Consider the following 17,977-nt stretch of genomic DNA (forward strand, 5'->3'; position numbering starts at 1 on the left):
CTGAGCTTGTCGCGGCCGCTACTATCCGGATCGGAGAGCGGCCTTTCGGCACGCTAAGAGCGAACGAGCCTGCAGGATCCTTCCTTGACCCAGTCCAGCTACGACGTCGTTGCGATCGGCAATGCCATTGTCGACATCCTCGCCCCCGCCACCGATGCCTTTGTCGCCGACAATGGTATGACAAAGGGCGCCATGGCGCTGGTCTTTTCTCCCGAGGAAGCCGACGCACTTTATGCAAAGATGGGCCCCGGGCAGGAGGTGTCCGGCGGTTCGGCGGCAAATACGATCGCCGGCATGGCAGCGCTCGGCAGCCGCTGCGCCTTTATCGGCCAGGTGGCTGATGATCAGCTCGGCGCGGTCTTTGCCCATGACATCCGTGCGGCGGGTATCCGGTTCGACACCGCGGCGCGCCCCGGTAACCCGACCACCGGCCGTTGCCTGATCTTCGTAACGCCCGATGGGCAGCGCACCATGAACACCTTTCTTGGCGCGTCACACTACTTGCCGGCCGAGGCACTTGACCGCGATCTGATCGCTGGCGCGCAATATCTGTACCTTGAAGGTTACCTTTGGGATCCGGAAGAGCCGCGGGCGGCGATGCGTGCTGCCATCGACGTGGCGCGCGCTGCTGGTCGCAAGGTCGCTTTCACGCTGTCGGCCGAATTCGTTATTGATCGTCATCGTGAGGCGTTCCATCAGCTGATTGACGCCGGGCTGATCGACGTGCTGTTCGCGAACGAGGCGGAGATCGTCTCGTTAACCGAGGCGACGGACACGGAAGCCGCGATCGCCGCGGTCAAGGGCAAGGTGCCGTTGCTGGTCGTGACGATGAGCGAAGAGGGCGCCTGTGCCATCGCAGGTGAAGAGCGGGTGACAGTGCCTGCCGCGCCCGTCGATAAGGTTGTCGATACCACCGGCGCTGGCGATCTGTTCGCGGCTGGCTTTCTGCACGGGCAGGCGCAGGGCTGGGGACTGGAACGCTCGTTGCGGTTGGGCGCGGTTTGCGCGGCGGAAGTGATCAGCCATTTCGGGGCGCGTCCGCTGGCCGATCTGAAGGCACTCGCGGCCGACATCTGAGGCAGCAGCGGCCTGTTTCAGGAGACAATCGGGCACTGGCCAGCACATTCCGGCCAGTGCCCGATTTCATTCACGATCGGCAGTCTGCCGCCCAACGCGCGTCCATTTCCGCATCGGTCTTCAGTTGTGAGGCGAAGGTCACGTCGCCGTTCTTGACGATAAAGCGCTCATAGCCGGTGCGGCCCATGCCGACGCTGGCGTTCACTTCGCCGCAGACTGCCGCACCGTAAGCAGCGACGCCCTTGAACTGCGCCGTCTCCGGTTGCTTGAGCGCACGCCGCACTGCCTCCGTGCCGTCGCGCACCCGCGCGACCTCCGCAGGATCGGGGCCGACATCGCAGCCAGCGAGCGTGGCCGCCAAAGCGAGCAGGGCGACGCTGCGGATCATTGCGCGGCGCCCGGCTTCAGCAGATCGAGCGCGGCGGCGGTCATCGCGGTGGCGCCAGTCACCACCACCGGCTCCGGCGTGATCTTGAACAGCGGCGAGTGGTGGGAGGCGACGGGCGGGCCGCCGTTGCGCGCCGCGTCCAACGCCGCCTTAGGTGTGCCGCCGACCGCGAAGTAATAGCCCTTCACGCCGGTATCGGGCTGCACGAAATAGGCGAAGTCTTCGGCACCCATGCCCATCTGTTCGAATGGCACGACGTTCTGCGCCCCTAGCGTTTCGACCATCACGGCGTTCAATCGCTTGGCGAGCGGCGCATCGTTGATCGTCGTGGGCGTTCCTTCGACCACCGTCACCACCGGCATCTTGTCCTTCGGCATCCCATTAATCACGCCAACGCCCTCGGCGACACGCTTGATCCCGGAGACGAGCTGCGCGCGCGTCTTTTCGTCGTTGGCGCGTACCGTCACCTGGAGCTTCGCTTCGTCCGTGATGATGTTGTGCTTCAGCCCGGAGTGGAACGAGCCGACAGTGATGACGCCGGGCAGCAGTGGCGCGCGCTCGCGGCTGATCAGGCCCTGAAGCGCGATCACGATCTGCGAGCCCATGTAGACCGGGTCCTTGCCGGTGTTGGGGCTCGCCCCGTGCGCGCCGACGCCGGGCACGACGATGTCGATCGAGTCGGACGAGGAATATTGGATCGACTCACTGGCCGCGACCTTGCCAGCCTCCATGCTGGCGTCGACGTGATAGGCGAGCGCGTAATCGGGCTTGGGGAAGCGGGTGTAGAGGCCGTCCGCCACCATGGCCTTGGCGCCGGCGATCCGCTCCTCGGCAGGCTGGCCGACGAACAGGACGGTGCCCTGCCAGCGGTCCTTCATGGCGGCGAGCCGCCGCGCGGTGGCGATCAGTCCGACGACGTGAGTGTCGTGCCCGCAGGCGTGCATTACGGGCGTTTCCACCCCGTCGACGCCCACTTGCCGCACCGTGGAGGCATTGGGCAGGCCGGACTTTTCCTGAACCGGCAAGCCATCCATGTCGGCCCGGATCAGCACGGTCGGTCCGGTACCGTTCTTCAGCACGCCGACCACGCCGGTTTGCCCGACCTTCTCGGTGACCTGCATGCCGGGGATCTTGCGCAGTTCGGCAGCGATAGCAGCGGCGGTCTTCACCTCGCGAAAAGACAGTTCCGGATTGCGGTGAAGCTGGTCCCAGAGCTTACCCAGGTCACGATCGTAATCGGCCTTGATCTGTGCCTGATAGTCAGGCGCCGCCGCCACGGGCGTGGCGACGGCGCAAAGCAGTGCGGCAACAACGAAACGACGCATCCGATTCCCCTTTTGTTACGCGCAGCATAGCCGCAGCGCAGCGGGGGTGAAGCGGCTTTAGTCGACGAAGGCGCGTTCGATCACGAACTGGCCCGGATTGGCATTCGACCCTTCGGTAAGGCCGAGCTGTTCGAGCATCTGCGCGGTTTCGCGGATCATCGCGGTGGAGCCGCACAGCATCACCCGGTCGGTTTCCGGATCGAACTTTGCCGGGCCGGTGACGGGCGGGGCGAACAGGCGGCCGTCCGCAATCAGGTCCGTGATCCGGCCCTTCGTCTCGAATTCTTCGCGAGTCACGGTCGGGATGTAGTGGAACTGCTCCTGCGCGTGTTCGCCGACCAACGGATCTTCCGCGAGCTTCGCCGTCAGCTCGTCGCGGAACGCGAGATCGCTGACGCGGCGAACGCCATGGACGACGATGATCTGGTTGAACCGCTCGTAAACCTCGGGATCACGCGCCAGGCTGAGGAAGGGCGCAAGGCCAGTGCCGGTGGATAGCAGCCACAGCCGCTCGCCGCCGAGCAGCGCGTCGCACACCAAGGTGCCGGTCGGCTTCTTGCCCATATAGAGCTGATCGCCGGCTTGGATCGCCTGCAGGCGCCCAGTCAGCGGGCCGTTTTCCACCTTGATCGACAGGAATTCGAGCTCGTCCGAATAGGACGGGGAGGCGATCGAGTAAGCACGCATGATCGGCTTTGCCGGATCTTCTTCCCCCGGCAGGCCAATCATGATGAATTCGCCCGAGCGGAAGCGCAGCGAGGACGGTCGGTCCACCGCAAAGCTGAACAGATGCTCGTTCCAATGACGCACCCAGCGGACGTTTACCGTCAGGAAGGCCTTGTGGTCGGGGATCAACTTCGGTTCTGCAAGCACGGTCAACGATCTCGCTCCTCGATGACGCCCTGTGCGAGAAGCGGCGCCACCCATTCATCGGCAGTCTTGAACACCTGACTGCCCCTTCGGTTACCAACCCCGTCGCCGCCCTGCGTTCCCGCTGCAAGCAAGAAAAGCTCGCAGGCCGAGAAGCCGGCCGCGCGCTCGACGGGCGAGGCCTGGTCAGCACATGGCGGTTCGGTACGCATCGAAACGCCAACATGCCCGGCGCGCACCAACGAGGTGCAGGTAGGCGATGCGCAGCGCCAGTGCAACGCGCCCACCCGCGTTGCTCTTCCGCGCCGCACTGGCACCCCCCATATCTACGCCATGGCGATCCAGATTCGTACCACGCTTGCTGAACCAGAGACCGGCGAAAACTTTGTCCCGCACCGACCGCAACGCCCGGCGAAGGTCGAGGGTGGTAAAAGGTTCAAGCTGGTGTCGGATTACCAGCCCGCCGGCGACCAGCCCGCGGCGATCCGCGAGCTGGTTGATGCGGCCCTGCAGGGCGAGAAGGACCAGGTGCTGCTGGGCGTCACCGGATCGGGCAAGACCTTCACCATGGCCAAGGTGATCGAGGAATTGCAGCGCCCCGCGCTGATCCTCGCGCCGAACAAGATCCTGGCGGCGCAGCTCTATGGGGAGTTCAAGAGCTTCTTCCCCGAGAATGCCGTCGAGTATTTCGTCAGCTACTACGATTATTATCAGCCCGAGGCGTACGTTCCCCGGTCGGACACGTACATCGAGAAGGAAAGCTCGGTGAACGAGGCGATCGACCGGATGCGCCACTCGGCCACCCGCTCGCTGCTGGAGCGCGACGATGTGCTGATCGTCGCCTCTGTCTCGTGCCTCTACGGCATCGGGTCGGTCGAGACGTACTCGGCGATGATCTTCGACCTGAAGAAGGGCCAGACGGTCGATCAGCGCGAGATCGTGAGGAAGCTCGTCGCGCTCCAGTACAAACGCAACGATGCGGCCTTCCAGCGCGGCAATTTCCGCGTGAAGGGCGACAATCTGGAGATCTTCCCGTCGCACCTCGAGGATGCAGCGTGGCGGATCAGCTTCTTCGGTGACGAGATCGAGGAGATCGTCGAGTTCGACCCGCTGACGGGCAAGAAGGCGGCGAGCATGAACTCGGTGCGGGTCTATGCGAACTCGCACTATGTCACCCCCGGGCCGACGATGAAGCAGGCGACCGAGGCGATCCGCCACGAGTTGGCGGAGCGGCTGAAGGAGCTGGAGGCGGAGGGCAAGCTGCTCGAGCATCAGCGGCTGGAGCAGCGCACCAATTTCGATCTGGAGATGATCGCCGCCACCGGCAGCTGCAACGGCATCGAGAATTACAGCCGCTTCCTCACCGGCCGCCTGCCGGGCGAGCCACCGCCCACGCTGTTCGAATATCTGCCCGAGAACGCGCTCTTGTTCGTCGACGAGAGCCACCAGACGATCCCGCAGATCGGCGCAATGGCGCGCGGCGACCATCGTCGGAAGATCACGCTGGCCGAATACGGCTTCCGCCTGCCGAGCTGTATCGACAACCGCCCGCTGCGCTTCAACGAATGGGACGCCATGCGCCCGCAGACCGTCAGTGTCTCGGCGACGCCGGGCGGCTGGGAGATGGAGCAGACCGGCGGCGTCTTTGCCGAACAGGTCATCCGCCCGACCGGCCTCATCGATCCGCCGGTCGAGGTTCGCCCGGTCGAGGAACAGGTGCAGGATTGCATCGTCGAGTGCCGCAAGACCGCGGAGCTCGGCTATCGCACGCTCGTCACCACGCTGACCAAGCGGATGGCGGAGGACCTGACCGAATATATGCACGAGGCGGGCGTGAAGGTCCGCTACATGCACTCCGACGTCGAGACGCTGGAGCGTATCGAGCTGATCCGGGACCTGCGGCTCGGCGTGTACGACGTGCTGATCGGCATCAACCTGCTGCGCGAGGGCCTCGACATCCCCGAATGCGGCCTCGTGTGCATCATGGATGCCGACAAGGAAGGCTTCCTGCGCTCCGAAACCTCGCTGATCCAGACGATCGGCCGCGCGGCGCGCAACGTCGACGGGCGCGTGATCCTCTACGCCGATCGTATCACCGGCTCGATGGAGCGGGCGATGAACGAAACCGCGCGCCGCCGCGAGAAGCAGGAGGCGTACAACCGAGAGCACGGCATCACGCCGACCACGATCAAGCGCAACATCGGCGACATCATCGCGCACGTATCGAACCAGGACAGCGTGCTGATCGATACGGGCGACGAGGAACGGCCGCACATGGTGGGCCACAATCTGCGCGCCTACATCGAGGAGCTCGAGAAGAAGATGCGCAAGGCAGCGGCGGACCTCGAGTTCGAGGAGGCCGGGCGCCTGCGCGACGAGATCCGCGCGCTGGAGCAGGAGGAGCTTGGCCTGCCGGTGCACGAGCACAAGGCGCCGCTGATGGGGCGCAGCAACGAGGGCAAGCCGGGCACACGCAAGACGCGCTTCGGCAAGCAACAGGCGATCAGGATGGCGAAGCGGCGGTAGCCGCGGGCCCTCGCTGCGGAGCGAGCGGGACGGATCTTTGCCGTTAAGCGCCAGCAAGATGCCGCCCGGCTAGTGTTGATCGCCGGGCCGGGAGGTGGCGTTGAGATTCGGCGGGAGGAGCAGTTGGCGCCACCGCTCCTCCATGCTGGTCATCCCAGGGTCAGATCTTCACCACCGACACCGTAGTAACTTGCCACCCGATCAGCATAGGCCTGATCGAAATGCGGCGCGTTGTTGGCCCAACTGGGTCCGCCCTCCAGCATTCGGCGATCTATGGTGACGACGTAGAGGTCGCGTACCGAATCGAATTGCAGAAGCGAGAAGGGCAGGGGGTAATAGCTTTTGCCCATCCCCAGAAAGCCGCCGAGGCTGAGTACGGCGTGAGTCACCCGACCGCTCACCTTGTGGACGAGAAAGGCATGAACCGTGCCGATCTTGTCGCCGTCGCGGCTCTCGATTTTAACCGTATCGGCCAGCGAGGCCTCGATCAGGGCCAATGTGGTGTGCGTGTCGTTGTTGCTCATCTCGGTCTCCTGCCACGCTGAACCGCTCTTGCCATGCGCCGGTTCCGGTTGAGCGTGGAGGCGTAGAGGGGCTAGGGTTCGTCCCGATGCGCCATTCTCTTGCCCCCGTCGCCTTGCTCGCACCCGCCCTGCTCACCCTGGGCGTGTCGGGGTGTGTTGCGCCTCCCGCCAACGCCCCGGCTCCGCCGCCGCCGCCGCCAGTCGCAGTGCTCCCGCCCCCACCGGTAGCCGCACCGCTGGCAGGGGACTGGCGCGACTGGCCGCTGACGCCGGGAACGTGGCGTTATGTCCGGGACACGCGTGGCAGCCAGGCGGCCTTTGGACAGAGCGGCAGCGAGGCAGTGCTCGTGCTTCGGTGCGATGCGGCCACCCGCGGCATGCTGCTGTCGCGGCCCAGCCAATCCCAGCAGCCGCTGACTGTTCGTACCTCCAGCGCGACGCGTGCCCTTTCCGTCCGGCCGGCGAGCGGCGCGGCAACGGGAGCAGAGGCGAGTTTGCCCGGCCGTGATCCGCTCCTGGACGCGATGGCGTTCAGTCGAGGACGGTTCGTCGTTGAGCAGGCAGGCGCCGCGACGCTTGTGGTGCCGGCCTATGCCGAGATCGGCCGAGTGATCGAGGATTGTCGCGCCTGACCGCCGCGCGCCTGGCCGCGGCAAGGCGAAAGAGGTTCGTTCAAAACTGTCGGTAAAACAAGGCTTGTTTAGCGGCCGCACTGCACGCACATTGATGACGTGGCCGAGCAGGTCACGCTCGTTATCAACCAGCGAAAGGAGGTGATCCGATGTCTCATGGTTCAGCAATGGGGTCGGTTCAGTTCGTTCGGGGGACGCGCTTCTGAGGAGTGCCGCTGTTCGGCGGGAGGTATCCTCCTCCAGACAACGCCGGATGCGGTAAATTTCAGAGGCCTGCATGGTCTCCCGGGCTGGAGCTCTCCGGCCGCTGACCATGTTTAGGGGTTGTCGGGCGGTCCGCTATGGATCGTTCGGCAACCTCTTCTCATATCCGGGCCATCGGCAGGTGCCCGGGATCGTTGGCAGGACGCTGCGCCGGTAAGCAGTAGCGTCACGGTTACGCGCGCGGTATCTCGCGCCTGATGCGTCTTCTTCTCCTGATCGCCGCCCTGATCTCGGCCGTTCCTGCCGAGGCGCAGCGGGCGGATCGCCCCACGCCCGGCTATGTTCGAGTTCGCCTGGAAACAGCGCTGGGCGCGATCATCCTGGCGCTGGATGAAAAGCGTGCGCCAGCCACCACCGCCAACTTCATGAAATATGTGGATGATGGCCGGTTCGACGGCGTCAGCTTCTACCGCGTTGCTCGCAACAAGCAGGCGCCGCAGTTCGGCTTCATCCAGTCTGGCATCCGCACGGACGCGCGCCGATTCCTCGACATGATCCCGCATGAGTCGACGAAGAAGACCGGGATCAAGCATCTGGACATGACCATTTCCATGGCGCGGCGTGGCCCGCCAGGTTCCGCAAACGGTAACTGGTTCATCGCAGTGGGCGCGATGCCCTGGATGGACTGGAAGCCCGACAATCCCGGCTACGCCGCCTTCGGGAGGGTGGTTGGAGGCCAGGCCGTGGTGAAGCGGATTCTCGCCCAGCCGACCGGCGGCGCGATGAATGGCACCCTGCTGCTGAAGCCCGTTTATGTGAAACGGGCAGTTCGGCTGGACGGGAAGCCAAAGCCCACCGGACGTCCGCGGCCCTGGATTCTGGAAGGTCGCAAGGACGGTTAGCGACGCGGCTCTGCGGCACCCGTGAACCCGGCGCTCCGATCGCTGCCACTCGACAAGTCGCCGCAGTATGCGGCGCGGGCGCTGGGGCTGAGCGAATCGTTGAAGAATCAGTCCTGCCTAGCCGAGGCTCGCCACGAAGTAGGGAGGGCGAGCCAGAGACGGGCTAACGGGGTGACGACCCCCAGATGCGGTCAGGCGACAATCGGCTCATCGCGACCGCGCAGGCACGATCACGTGACCGACGGGGAAGTGGCGTTCGCCTCGTCATTGTACACCTTGTCGAGATAATAGCCGGCCAAAGTGTAATGCGCCTTCACCGCCTCCGGCACCTCGGTACGCTGGGCCATTTCAAGCTCGGACTCGGCGCGCTTGTAGTAATATTCCTTGTCGTCGTTCACCGAACTCACTCCATCTCCCGCCCCGATGCATATGCTTCGGGGAGAAGTCATCAAATCAACTGGATTAACTCTTTGAGATCCGATGCTTGCGGGCAGCGGTAACCTGCTCCTCGCGCGCGATGTTTCCGGTCTGAGTCGCCCTTTCTCCTCCCCCAATACAAGTCGGCCCCGACGCGAAGGTGCGGCGGGGCTCGGTTGACGCTTGCGCCAACGACGGCTTTGCAAGACGTTCGTGATGCTCGGTTCCACGCGAGCCTGATCACAACCCGCGGCATGCCGGTAAGTTCCTCGGCAGGCCGTGCTTCCCGGAGCTGCCATGTCGTTGATCGCCGTTCTTCTTGCTGCCCAGGCCGCTGCCGCGCCAGCCCCCGCCGTTCCTGCGCGGATCACCCGTCTTCTGGAGCGCACGCCAGTGATCGACGGCCACAACGATCTCGCCTGGGAGATCCGCGAACGGCACGAGGCGAAGGTGGAAGAGGTGGACTTGAGCCGCAACACGGCAGCGCTGCCTTATCCCTTGCAGACCGACATTCCCCGCCTGCGGCAGGGCGGCGTGGGGGGCCAGTTCTGGTCGGTGTGGATCCCGGCCAGCGCCACCGGGCCTCGCGCCGTGGAGATGACGCTGGAGCAGATCGACATCGTACGCAGGGTGGTAGCGGCAAACCCGGACACCTTTGCGTTGGTAACGAGCGCAGCCGACCTGCGCCGCGCCCAACGCGCGGGCAAGATCGCGTCGCTGATGGGGATCGAGGGCGGTCATCAGATCGATGGTCGGCTTTCCGTGCTGCGTCAGATGAAGGAACTTGGCGTCGGATATATGACGTTGACGCACGGCAAGAGCCTCGACTGGGCCGACTCTTCCACCGACGCGCCGCGTGCGAATGGATTGAGCGCATTCGGCCGCGACGTCGTCGCCGAAATGAACCGTATCGGCATGATCATCGACGTCAGCCATGTGGCGGACACGACGATGGCGGCTGTGCTCGATCTGTCGAAAGCGCCGGTGATCGCCTCCCACTCCTCGGCCCGGGCGATCGCGGATGTGCCGCGCAACATTCCGGACGACCTGCTTCGTCGCATTGGCGCCGGCGGCGGCGTGGTCATGGTCAATGTCTATCCGGCGTTCCTTTCCACCGAATGGCGGGCATGGGATCAGGCGCGTACCGCCTTTGGCAAGTCGCAGGGGCTGGCGACGGATGTATATGGCCCCAAGGCGCCGGCGCCGATGATCGCGTGGGATGCGGCTCACCCGATGCCGCGCGTGACCGCGGCGACGGTGGCCGACCATGTCGAGCACATCGCCCGGATCGCCGGCAAGGGCGCGGTCGGCATTGGCGGCGACTATGACGGCATAAGCGGAACCGCACCTGAGGATATGACCGGCGTCGACGGCTATCCCCGGCTATTTGCGGAACTGGCGCGGCGCGGTTGGAGCGATGCCGATCTCTCCAACCTGGCGCAGGGCAATGTCCTTCGAGTCATGGAGCGGGTGGAAGCGGTGGCCGCGAGCCAGCGCAATTTGCGACCGGTAGATGCTATCGAGCCCGATTGATCCGACAAGGCCGGGCTGCGGCACAGCGCTGCAGCCCGGTCTGTCATCCACCCGTCAGAAGCCGCTGAGGAAACTCGCCACATTGGCGCCGAGCGCGTCAATCGCATAGCCACCTTCCATGACGATCGCTGTCGGCAGGCCGAGGCCGGCGATGTCGCGGGCGAGGATCGCATAGTCTGGCGTCGTCAGCGCGAACTGGCTGATCGGATCGCCTTCCCAGGTATCCGCGCCGAAGCTGACCACGAGGAAGGTGGCGCCAAAACGCGCGATGGCGTCGAGCGCGGTGGCCTGTGCGGCGCGGAACGCGTCTGCTCTGGTGCCGTGCGGCAGCGGGAGGTTCAGCGTGGTGCCTTCGCCATCGCCTTCGCCGATTTCGTCGGTATGGCCCCAGTAGAAGGGATAATCGGTCGCGGGATCGGCGTGAACGCTGGCGTAGAAGACGTCCCCGCGCTGCCAGAAGATATCCTGCGTGCCGTTGCCGTGGTGATAGTCGATGTCGAGGATCGCCACGCGCTTATGCCCGGCATCGCGCGCGGCCTGGGCGGCGATGGCGGCGACGTTCAGGTGGCAATAGCCGCCGAAATAATCGGCACCCGCGTGGTGGCCGGGCGGGCGGCAAAGCGCGAAGGCGGCGCGGTCGCCGGCCAGAACCGCGTGGGCGGCGGCGAGCGCGGATTGCGCGCTGCCATAGGCGCTGGCCCAGGTCTGCGGGGTGATCGGGGTCGTCGCGTCGAAGGCGTAGCGGCCCATCAGTGCGTCGATCCGGTCTAGCCGAAGCGGGCGGCGGCCAACGACCGGGAACGCATAAGGGATGGCGTCGCCTGGGCGGCCGGCGGCGGCCCAGGCGGCTGGCGCATCCTGCAGGAACTGGAGGTAGCCAGAATCATGCACCGCGCGAATCGGCGCCTCGCCGCTATTGTCCGGCTCCTCGGCGCCACCGATGGCGTCGAGGATCATCTGCGCCCGCGACGGCTTTTCGGCATAGTCGGTGAAATTGCCGTTGTGCAGCTCCTGCGCCGGGGCGTGATGGAGCTGATCGGGGGAGAAGAAGCGCCGCATCGGGCTTTACCTTGATTGGAGGAAGGATGGTTGCTCAGCGCACCTGAGTGACGGTGAGGCTGCCTGCCGGAAGCGGCTGGCACAGATCGGCGGATGGCACGGCGGGATCGAGCCATGCGGACCAAGTATCGCGGCCGAGCACCACAACCTGGCGTGAGTGATAGGGCGCGATGTCAGGGCCGGGTTCGCAGGTAAGCATGGTGAAGGCTTCGCCAACGCTTGCGTCCTTGCGCCACAGCCCGGCGATGCAAAACCAGTCATGGCCGGCGAGGCGAAAGGCCCATTTATCCTTGCGCTTCGCCTTGGGATCGGCGGGCTTGGTGAATTCGAAGAAGCTGTCGACCGGGATCAGGCAGCGGCCGGCGCGCAGATCTCGCCCGTCGGAGCGGAAATTGTACACGGGTTTTCCGCGCGAGCCGGGCCAGCTCCAGCGGCGGGTGACGCATTCCGCCTCGTCGGCGCGGCCCTCGACGCCGCGGATGATGATCGTGCGGTCGGTGATGCGGAAGCTGTCAAGCGGCGCCATGTTGGGCACGCCTTCGGGGAAGACGAGCGGGATGCGCGTCTCGCCCCAGTCGTTGCGCAATTCGCCGATGGCGATGCGGCGGGCGGCCTCGTTGCACATGGGCGTGAGGGTAGCGGATCGGCGGGGCTGACGCCAACCTCCCGCGGCTTGGGAGATTGACGCCAGCTGCCGGTATCACTTGGCCGCGGCGAGCGCCTCGGCGATCAGCCGGCGGGTGTTGGCGACGCCGTAGAGCTTGATGAAGCTGCCCATGCGGGGGCCCTGGCTGGAGCCGAGCAGCGTTTCGTACAGCGCCTTGAACCAGTCGCGCAGCTCGGCGAAGCCGGCGGTCTTGCCGATCTCATAAACCGCGTTCTGGATATCCTCGGCCGAAGGGTCCTCACCCAGCGTGGCGAGATCGGCGTCGAGCCGCTCGAGCGCGGCAATCTCGACGCCCTCGGGCGCGCGGCGCTTCAGCGTGGGCGCAATGAAGTCGCGGTGATAGGCGAGTGCATAGCCAATCATCCGGTCGAGCTCGGGTTGCGCCGCGGCGTTGGCATCCGACAGGTAATTGCCGAGATAGCCCCAGACCTGCTCCTTGGTCGCGCCTTCGCCCATCACGCCGACAAGGTTCAGCAGCAGCCCGAAGGTGACCGGCAGCGTTTCCGCCGGCACGTCGCCAGTGTGGATGTGGTGAACGGGGTTGCCGAGCTTCTCCTTCCACGATTGCGCGGGATAATTGGCGCGGAACTGCCAGTAATCGTCGACCGCACGCGGGATGAGGCCCAAGTGAAGCGACTTCGCCTTCTTCGGCTCGCGATAGATGTAGAAGGCGAGGCTCTCGTCGGGGCCGTAGGTCAGCCATTCCTCGATCGAGAGGCCGTTGCCCTTGGACTTGGAGATCTTCTCGCCCTTGGCGTCGAGGAACAGCTCGTAGATCAGGCCCTCCGGCTTACGGCCGCCGAGGATCTGCGCGATCTTGCCGCCGAGGATGCCTGAATCGATCAGGTCCTTGCCGTACATCTCGTAATCGACGCCGAGCGCGGCCCACCGCATGCCCCAGTCGGGCTTCCACTGCAGCTTCGCCTTGCCGCCGAGGATCGACTGTTCGACGATTTGGCCCCCGGGAACAGAGGTGTCCTCGAAACGGATGATGCCGGCCTCCGCGTCGACCACCTCGACCGGGACCTGGAGCACGATGCCCGAGGTGGGGCTGATCGGCAGGACGGGCGAATAGGTCGCCTGCCGCTCGGCGCGCAGCGTCGGCAGCATGACGGCCATGATCTTGTCGTAGTTGCGCAGAACATCGCGCAGCTTCTCGTCGAAGCGGCCTGAGGTGTAGTAATCGGTCGACGAGACGAACTCGTAGTCGAAGCCGAAGCGATCGAGGAAGTCGCGCAGCATGGCGTTGTTGTGCGCGGCGAAGCTGTCGAACTTGCCGAAGGGATCGGGGACGCGGGACAGCGGCTTGCCGAGGTTCGCCTCCAGCAATTCCTTGTTGGGCACATTGTCCGGCACCTTACGCAGGCCGTCCATGTCGTCGCTGAACGCCACCAGCCGGGTCGGGCGGCCGGTCATTTCCTCATAGGCGCGGCGGACCATGGTGGTGCGCAGCACTTCCTGGAAGGTGCCGATGTGCGGCAGGCCCGAGGGGCCGTAGCCGGTTTCGAACAGCATCGGTTCCCCGTTTGGCTTGCCCTCGGGCCAGCGCTTCAGAAGCTTTCGCGCTTCCTCATAGGGCCAGGCCTTGGACTCGAGCGCTGCGGCGCGCCGTTCGGGATCAAATGCGTCTGTCATAACGGCCTGCGACGTAGCGAGGCGGGCGCGCGATGGCTATATGGCCAACGCATGTCGATCTGGACCGGCCTTCTCCTGTTCTTCCTCACCGTCGCCGGGATGGAGGGCTTCGCCTACGTGATGCACCGCTGGGTGATGCACGGCCCGGGCTGGTTCCTGCATGAAAGTCACCATCGCCCGCGTACCGGGCGGTTCGAACTGAACGACCTCTACGGCGTGATCTTCGCCATCCCCTCGATCCTGCTGATCTATGGCGGGGTGCAGGGCGGCTGGGGCGAGGGCTGGGCCTGGGTCGGCGCCGGTATCGCGGCCTATGGCGCGATCTATTTCGGATTCCACGACGTGATCGTGCATGAGCGGGTGCGCACGCGTTACCTGCCGAAATCGAGCTACATGAAGCGGATCGTGCAGGCGCATCGGTTGCACCATGTGGTGAATACCAAGGAAGGTACCATCAGCTTCGGGTTTCTCGTCGCGCCGAGGCCAGAGGCGCTAAAGGCCGAGTTGAAGCGCCGGGGGCGCGCCGGCGTACGTGCCCCGGCCGGTTCGGACCGGATGTTTGCCGAAAAGTAACTTTCGCGGCGGATAACGCGGGCATGGATCACGCCATTCCCCTTCCAAGCCCGGCTGACGGCGAGGAAAACCGCCGCGCACTGCGCAAGGCGGTGAAGATGCGCGCCCACCTGCGCGACCGCGGCACTACCCGGTTTGAAATCGAAGTGGTCGACCTTTCAACCACCGGATTTCGCGCGCAGACAAGCTTTACGCTGTGGCCGGGAACGACGGTTTGGCTCACCCTGCCGGGTCTTGCTGGGCTTGAGGCTGTCGTCGCGTGGCGGGACAAATACCGCTACGGCTGTGCGTTCACCAAGCCGCTTCACCCGGCTGTGTTCGACCATATCGTGGCGCTCGGCAACAGCTGACCAGCGGCCGCGATTCGCTAGTAGATTGCAGGTGACCTGCCCGTAGAGAGCGGGCTTTCATGCGTGTCGTACTAGCGGCGCTCTCATCGCACCACGAAAAGGGCGCCGCTTCGATAAGCCGGCGCCCTGATGATTTCAGTCGAACAGGGAAGAGACGCTTGTCTCATCCGCGATGCGCCGAATCGCTTCTGCCAGCAGCGGCGCGATGGTGAGGTGGCGGATCCGGCCGGCGTTGCCGATCGCTTCCTGGTTCCCGATCGAGTCGGTGATAACGAGTTCGCGCAGGGCCGAGCCCTCCACCCGGGCGACGGCACCGCCGGACAGCACGCCATGGCTGACATAAGCGACAACGTCCTCGGCGCCAGCCTCTCGCAGCGCTGCCGCGGCGTTGCACAGCGTGCCCGCGGAATCGACGATGTCATCAATGAGGATGCAGAAGCGGCCCTCGACGTCGCCGATGATGTTCATGACTTCCGATTCGCCAGCCCGCTCGCGGCGCTTGTCCACAATGGCCAGCGGTGCGTTGTGGAGGCGCTTCGCCAGGGCGCGGGCGCGAACCACGCCGCCAACGTCCGGCGAAACAACCATCAGATTCTTGGAACCGAATCGCGCCAGGATGTCGGCCGACATCACCGGCGCGGCGAATAGATTGTCGGTCGGGATGTCGAAAAAGCCCTGGATCTGGCCAGCGTGCAGATCGACGGAGAGGACGCGATCGGCCCCCGCCTTCGTGATCAGGTTCGCCACGAGCTTGGCGGAGATCGGGGTGCGCGGACCGGGCTTACGATCCTGACGGGCATAGCCGAAATAGGGCACCACAGCGGTGATTCGCTTAGCCGATGCACGTTTCAGTGCGTCGATGCAGATCAGCAGCTCCATCAGATTGTCGTTGACGGGATAGCTGGTCGACTGAATCAGGAACACGTCCTCGCCGCGGACATTCTCCATGATCTCGACGAAAATCTCTTCATCGGCGAAGCGCCGGACGAGCGCCTCCGTCAGCGGGATCTCGAGATAGGAGGCAATGTCGCGCGCCAGCGGCAGGTTCGAGTTGCCGGTCATCAATTTCATGTTCGTCGCGCCCTTTCTGCGCGGCCCCCTTAGCGCGAACGATCCATGTTGCAATCGTGAGACATGGTTTGGCGAGACAGTTTGCGGATCAGCCGCAGCGGGCCTAACCGGCGCTGCATGACCGTGGTTACCCGCTTCGCTCCGTCGCCGACCGGCCGCCTGCATGTCGGCAATATTCGTACCGCGCTTCACAACTGGATGTTTGCGCGGGCGCACGGTGGACGTTTCCTGCTGCGTATCGACGATACCGATGCCGAGCGTAGCGAGGAGCGATTCGTGGCCGCTATCCGGCACGATCTGGCCTGGCTCGGCCTCGAAGCCGATGCGGAAGTGCGTCAGTCGGAGCGTTTCGGCCTGTATGAAAAAAGGTTCGAAGAACTGCGCGCGGCGGGCCGGATCTATCCTGCTTATGAGACTAGCCAGGAACTCGATCTGAAGCGGAAGATTCAGCTCGGTCGCGGTTTGCCGCCGGTGTACGATCGAGCAGCGCTGCAGCTGACCGATGCCGATCGCGCGCGGTTGGAGAATGATGGTGTCCGGCCGCATTGGCGCTTTCACCTCGACCATGATTGTCTGGTGGAATGGGATGACCTGGTGCGCGGGCATCAGCGCTTCGATCCCAGCACGATGAGTGATCCCGTGGTGCGACGGGCAGATGGTTCGTGGCTCTACATGCTTCCGTCCGCCATCGACGATATCGACATGGGCATCAGCCATGTCGTGCGCGGCGAGGACCATGTCGCCAACACCGCGCTGCAGATCCAGATGTTCGCGGCGCTCGGTGCGGCACCGCCGAGCTTTGCTCATGCCGCGCTGCTGACCGGGAGTGAGGGCAAATTGTCCAAGCGGCTGGGAAGCCTTGGCGTCGATCAGCTTCGCGAGATGGGCATCGAGCCGCAAGCGATCCGCGCGCTGCTGGCCAGGCTGGGCACCAGCGATCCGGTCGAGCCCGCGGTGGATATGGCTGACCTCCTCACGACCTTCGACTTCGGGCGGTTCGGCCGAGCGCCGGCCCGGTTCGATGAAGGCGAACTCGCGCAGCTCAGCGCGCGCATCATCCATCAGCTTCCGTACGGGGCAGTGGCGGATCGCCTGCCGGCCGGCATGGCAGCGGATGCCTGGGACGTGGTGAAGCCGAACCTGTCGACGGTTGCCGAAGCGTCCGATTGGTGGAGCGTGATTGAAGGGCCTGTCGATGCGCCGGCAGCTGGCGAAGATCGCGAGTATCTCGCCGCGGCGGCCGATGCCGCGGAAGTGATCGAGTGGGGCGAAGACCCCTGGCATCAGCTGGTCGATAAACTGAAGGAACAGACCGCGCGTAAGGGCAAGGCGCTATTCCTGCCATTGCGGCGCGCTCTGACGGGGCGCGATCACGGACCGGACATGGCGGCGTTGTTGCCGCTGATTGGACGTGAGCGCGCGATCGCTCGGTTGCGAGCGAGCTGAAGAGACGCGGCGGCGGGACGCGCGACCGCGCTTGATCGCGCAATGTTACGTGGTAACATAACTGAACCGGCTGAAACCCGGAAGGAGAAGAACACAGAAAGGAGAGGCTCATGTACGCGAACAATTCTGTTCGGTCGGGCGGCGTGAATGCCGGCAGCCTTGTTGCTGCCGTTGCGATCAACGCGGCTGTGATCGGTGCCCTGATATTGTCCGCCCCCGTGATGGAGGCGATCACACAGCGAACAGGTCTGAGAATTGAGAACATCCCGCTCGAGCCTCCTCCTCAGCCGCCGGAAGTTACCCCGCCCAAAGCGAACCCCGCGGCAGAAAGCAGGCTTTCCAACCCGCCGGAACAGCTGAATGTCTCCTCCTCGCTTTCGACGGAAGCGTCAGAGTTCTACGTTATTCCGACGTTGCCCCTTCCATCGCTCCCTGCGGTCCAGCCGGCCAGCGAAGTGGCGCGAGTGGATCCACCTGCTCCACCCGTCATGGTCGAGGCGCGTGTGGATCCCCGTTACGCCCGCGACCTTCAGCCCACCTATCCGGCGGGCGAGCGACGGGCCGAGCGGGAGGGGAGTGCGACCATCCGGGTGACGATAGGCGCCAGCGGCAGGGTGGTCGCTGCGGAATGCGTGAGCGCGACCAGTGACGCATTCTGTCGCGCAACACGGGAGCATGCGCTGGCGAAATGGCGCTTCCAGCCAGCAACACGGGACGGCGTGCCGACGGAAGCGACCAGGGAAATGACGGTTCGGTTCGAGCTAGAGTCCTGAAGATG

At 64.8% G+C, this 17,977-nt stretch carries 19 protein-coding genes; 9 read left to right on the forward strand and 10 right to left on the reverse strand.

The window, feature by feature from the left end; all coding sequences use genetic code 11:
* Positions 1 to 84 precede the first annotated feature (84 nt).
* Positions 85 to 1,077: an adenosine kinase gene (locus LQ954_RS09885; protein WP_227771756.1), complete on the forward strand. Its 993-nt coding sequence runs from the start codon at positions 85 to 87 to the stop codon at positions 1,075 to 1,077.
* 70 nt (positions 1,078 to 1,147) lie between these two features.
* On the opposite strand, the gene LQ954_RS09890 is transcribed toward LQ954_RS09885, so the two are convergent.
* Genes LQ954_RS09890 through LQ954_RS09905 form a run of 4 tightly spaced genes read right to left on the reverse strand, consistent with a single transcriptional unit; the run spans position 1,148 to position 3,872 of the window.
* Entirely contained in the window at positions 1,148 to 1,465 is a 318-nt protein-coding gene (locus tag LQ954_RS09890; RefSeq protein WP_227771755.1) for a hypothetical protein, read from the reverse strand.
* A complete protein-coding gene (locus tag LQ954_RS09895; protein WP_231022923.1) occupies positions 1,462 to 2,790 on the reverse strand; it encodes an amidohydrolase in 1,329 nt (442 codons plus the stop codon). Before LQ954_RS09895 ends, LQ954_RS09890 begins: the two co-directional genes overlap by 4 nt.
* Before the next feature lie 57 nt (positions 2,791 to 2,847).
* Positions 2,848 to 3,669, reverse strand: coding sequence for a ferredoxin--NADP reductase (locus LQ954_RS09900; protein WP_330999962.1), 822 nt, complete (start codon positions 3,667 to 3,669; stop codon positions 2,848 to 2,850).
* On the reverse strand, positions 3,666 to 3,872 hold the full coding sequence (locus tag LQ954_RS09905) for a hypothetical protein (RefSeq protein ID WP_231022924.1): 207 nt from the start codon (positions 3,870 to 3,872) through the stop codon (positions 3,666 to 3,668). The genes LQ954_RS09900 and LQ954_RS09905 overlap by 4 nt, the downstream gene beginning before the upstream one ends.
* A gap of 121 nt (positions 3,873 to 3,993) precedes the next feature.
* Between LQ954_RS09905 and uvrB the strand changes: the two genes are divergently transcribed.
* Entirely contained in the window at positions 3,994 to 6,186 is a 2,193-nt protein-coding gene (gene uvrB, locus LQ954_RS09910; RefSeq protein ID WP_231022925.1) for an excinuclease ABC subunit UvrB, read from the forward strand.
* A gap of 149 nt (positions 6,187 to 6,335) precedes the next feature.
* On the opposite strand, the gene LQ954_RS09915 is transcribed toward uvrB, so the two are convergent.
* On the reverse strand, positions 6,336 to 6,710 hold the full coding sequence (locus LQ954_RS09915) for a PRC-barrel domain-containing protein (protein WP_227771752.1): 375 nt from the start codon (positions 6,708 to 6,710) through the stop codon (positions 6,336 to 6,338).
* A gap of 86 nt (positions 6,711 to 6,796) precedes the next feature.
* Between LQ954_RS09915 and LQ954_RS09920 the strand changes: the two genes are divergently transcribed.
* Together LQ954_RS09920 and LQ954_RS09925 are read left to right on the forward strand one after the other, a co-directional pair.
* On the forward strand, positions 6,797 to 7,342 hold the full coding sequence (locus LQ954_RS09920) for a hypothetical protein (protein WP_231022926.1): 546 nt from the start codon (positions 6,797 to 6,799) through the stop codon (positions 7,340 to 7,342).
* 461 nt (positions 7,343 to 7,803) lie between these two features.
* Entirely contained in the window at positions 7,804 to 8,448 is a 645-nt protein-coding gene (locus LQ954_RS09925) for a peptidylprolyl isomerase (protein ID WP_227771750.1), read from the forward strand.
* 230 nt (positions 8,449 to 8,678) lie between these two features.
* Here the strand turns inward: LQ954_RS09925 and LQ954_RS09930 are convergent, their stop codons facing one another.
* Positions 8,679 to 8,846 carry a hypothetical protein gene (locus LQ954_RS09930; RefSeq protein WP_227771749.1) on the reverse strand — a complete coding sequence of 56 codons (168 nt, stop codon included), beginning with the start codon at positions 8,844 to 8,846 and terminating at the stop codon, positions 8,679 to 8,681.
* Positions 8,847 to 9,162: 316 nt separating this feature from the next.
* Here LQ954_RS09930 and LQ954_RS09935 point away from each other — a divergent pair, with 316 nt between their 5' ends.
* Complete coding sequence (locus LQ954_RS09935; protein ID WP_231022927.1) at positions 9,163 to 10,398, forward strand: dipeptidase; 1,236 nt, start codon at positions 9,163 to 9,165, stop codon at positions 10,396 to 10,398.
* A 54-nt stretch (positions 10,399 to 10,452) separates the two neighbouring features.
* Here LQ954_RS09935 and LQ954_RS09940 read toward each other — a convergent pair whose 3' ends face one another.
* The 3 genes from LQ954_RS09940 to LQ954_RS09950 all read right to left on the reverse strand — a co-directional run bounded on the left by LQ954_RS09940 (position 10,453) and on the right by LQ954_RS09950 (position 13,759).
* Positions 10,453 to 11,457, reverse strand: coding sequence for a histone deacetylase family protein (locus LQ954_RS09940; RefSeq protein ID WP_231022928.1), 1,005 nt, complete (start codon positions 11,455 to 11,457; stop codon positions 10,453 to 10,455).
* Positions 11,458 to 11,491: 34 nt separating this feature from the next.
* A complete protein-coding gene (locus LQ954_RS09945) occupies positions 11,492 to 12,082 on the reverse strand; it encodes an SOS response-associated peptidase family protein (RefSeq protein WP_231022929.1) in 591 nt (196 codons plus the stop codon).
* Positions 12,083 to 12,157: 75 nt separating this feature from the next.
* The gene (locus LQ954_RS09950; RefSeq protein ID WP_231022930.1) at positions 12,158 to 13,759 is read right to left on the reverse strand and encodes a lysine--tRNA ligase; all 1,602 of its coding nucleotides are present in this window, start codon (positions 13,757 to 13,759) and stop codon (positions 12,158 to 12,160) included.
* Positions 13,760 to 13,810: 51 nt separating this feature from the next.
* Here LQ954_RS09950 and LQ954_RS09955 point away from each other — a divergent pair, with 51 nt between their 5' ends.
* Both LQ954_RS09955 and LQ954_RS09960 read left to right on the forward strand, forming a co-directional pair.
* Positions 13,811 to 14,332 carry a sterol desaturase family protein gene (locus tag LQ954_RS09955; protein ID WP_231022931.1) on the forward strand — a complete coding sequence of 174 codons (522 nt, stop codon included), beginning with the start codon at positions 13,811 to 13,813 and terminating at the stop codon, positions 14,330 to 14,332.
* 23 nt (positions 14,333 to 14,355) lie between these two features.
* Positions 14,356 to 14,682: a pilus assembly protein PilZ gene (locus tag LQ954_RS09960; protein WP_227771743.1), complete on the forward strand. Its 327-nt coding sequence runs from the start codon at positions 14,356 to 14,358 to the stop codon at positions 14,680 to 14,682.
* Between the two features lie 135 nt (positions 14,683 to 14,817).
* Here LQ954_RS09960 and LQ954_RS09965 read toward each other — a convergent pair whose 3' ends face one another.
* A complete protein-coding gene (locus tag LQ954_RS09965) occupies positions 14,818 to 15,753 on the reverse strand; it encodes a ribose-phosphate pyrophosphokinase (protein WP_227771742.1) in 936 nt (311 codons plus the stop codon).
* Positions 15,754 to 15,870: 117 nt separating this feature from the next.
* Between LQ954_RS09965 and gltX the strand changes: the two genes are divergently transcribed.
* Entirely contained in the window at positions 15,871 to 17,199 is a 1,329-nt protein-coding gene (gltX, locus tag LQ954_RS09970) for a glutamate--tRNA ligase (protein WP_231022932.1), read from the forward strand.
* Between the two features lie 110 nt (positions 17,200 to 17,309).
* Positions 17,310 to 17,972 carry an energy transducer TonB gene (locus LQ954_RS09975; RefSeq protein WP_231022933.1) on the forward strand — a complete coding sequence of 221 codons (663 nt, stop codon included), beginning with the start codon at positions 17,310 to 17,312 and terminating at the stop codon, positions 17,970 to 17,972.
* The last annotated feature ends 5 nt before the right edge of the window (positions 17,973 to 17,977 follow it).

This window comes from Sphingomonas sp. IC-11 (genome assembly GCF_021043365.1).
GTDB lineage: Bacteria > Pseudomonadota > Alphaproteobacteria > Sphingomonadales > Sphingomonadaceae > Sphingomonas.

What these genes read in the sequence shown, in the direction of transcription:
- LQ954_RS09945 (WP_231022929.1), bottom strand. Translation starts at nt 12,082, where the DNA reads ATGTGCAACGAGGCCGCCCGCCGCATCGCCATCGGCGAATTGCGCAAC.
- LQ954_RS09905 (WP_231022924.1), bottom strand. Translation starts at nt 3,872, where the DNA reads ATGCGTACCGAACCGCCATGTGCTGACCAGGCCTCGCCCGTCGAGCGC.
- LQ954_RS09975 (WP_231022933.1), top strand. Translation starts at nt 17,310, where the DNA reads ATGTACGCGAACAATTCTGTTCGGTCGGGCGGCGTGAATGCCGGCAGC.
- gltX (WP_231022932.1), top strand. Translation starts at nt 15,871, where the DNA reads ATGACCGTGGTTACCCGCTTCGCTCCGTCGCCGACCGGCCGCCTGCAT.
- LQ954_RS09915 (WP_227771752.1), bottom strand. Translation starts at nt 6,710, where the DNA reads ATGAGCAACAACGACACGCACACCACATTGGCCCTGATCGAGGCCTCG.
- LQ954_RS09960 (WP_227771743.1), top strand. Translation starts at nt 14,356, where the DNA reads ATGGATCACGCCATTCCCCTTCCAAGCCCGGCTGACGGCGAGGAAAAC.
- LQ954_RS09920 (WP_231022926.1), top strand. Translation starts at nt 6,797, where the DNA reads ATGCGCCATTCTCTTGCCCCCGTCGCCTTGCTCGCACCCGCCCTGCTC.
- LQ954_RS09925 (WP_227771750.1), top strand. Translation starts at nt 7,804, where the DNA reads ATGCGTCTTCTTCTCCTGATCGCCGCCCTGATCTCGGCCGTTCCTGCC.
- LQ954_RS09955 (WP_231022931.1), top strand. Translation starts at nt 13,811, where the DNA reads ATGTCGATCTGGACCGGCCTTCTCCTGTTCTTCCTCACCGTCGCCGGG.
- LQ954_RS09965 (WP_227771742.1), bottom strand. Translation starts at nt 15,753, where the DNA reads ATGAAATTGATGACCGGCAACTCGAACCTGCCGCTGGCGCGCGACATT.
- uvrB (WP_231022925.1), top strand. Translation starts at nt 3,994, where the DNA reads ATGGCGATCCAGATTCGTACCACGCTTGCTGAACCAGAGACCGGCGAA.
- LQ954_RS09895 (WP_231022923.1), bottom strand. Translation starts at nt 2,790, where the DNA reads ATGCGTCGTTTCGTTGTTGCCGCACTGCTTTGCGCCGTCGCCACGCCC.
- LQ954_RS09950 (WP_231022930.1), bottom strand. Translation starts at nt 13,759, where the DNA reads ATGACAGACGCATTTGATCCCGAACGGCGCGCCGCAGCGCTCGAGTCC.
- LQ954_RS09940 (WP_231022928.1), bottom strand. Translation starts at nt 11,457, where the DNA reads ATGCGGCGCTTCTTCTCCCCCGATCAGCTCCATCACGCCCCGGCGCAG.
- LQ954_RS09890 (WP_227771755.1), bottom strand. Translation starts at nt 1,465, where the DNA reads ATGATCCGCAGCGTCGCCCTGCTCGCTTTGGCGGCCACGCTCGCTGGC.
- LQ954_RS09935 (WP_231022927.1), top strand. Translation starts at nt 9,163, where the DNA reads ATGTCGTTGATCGCCGTTCTTCTTGCTGCCCAGGCCGCTGCCGCGCCA.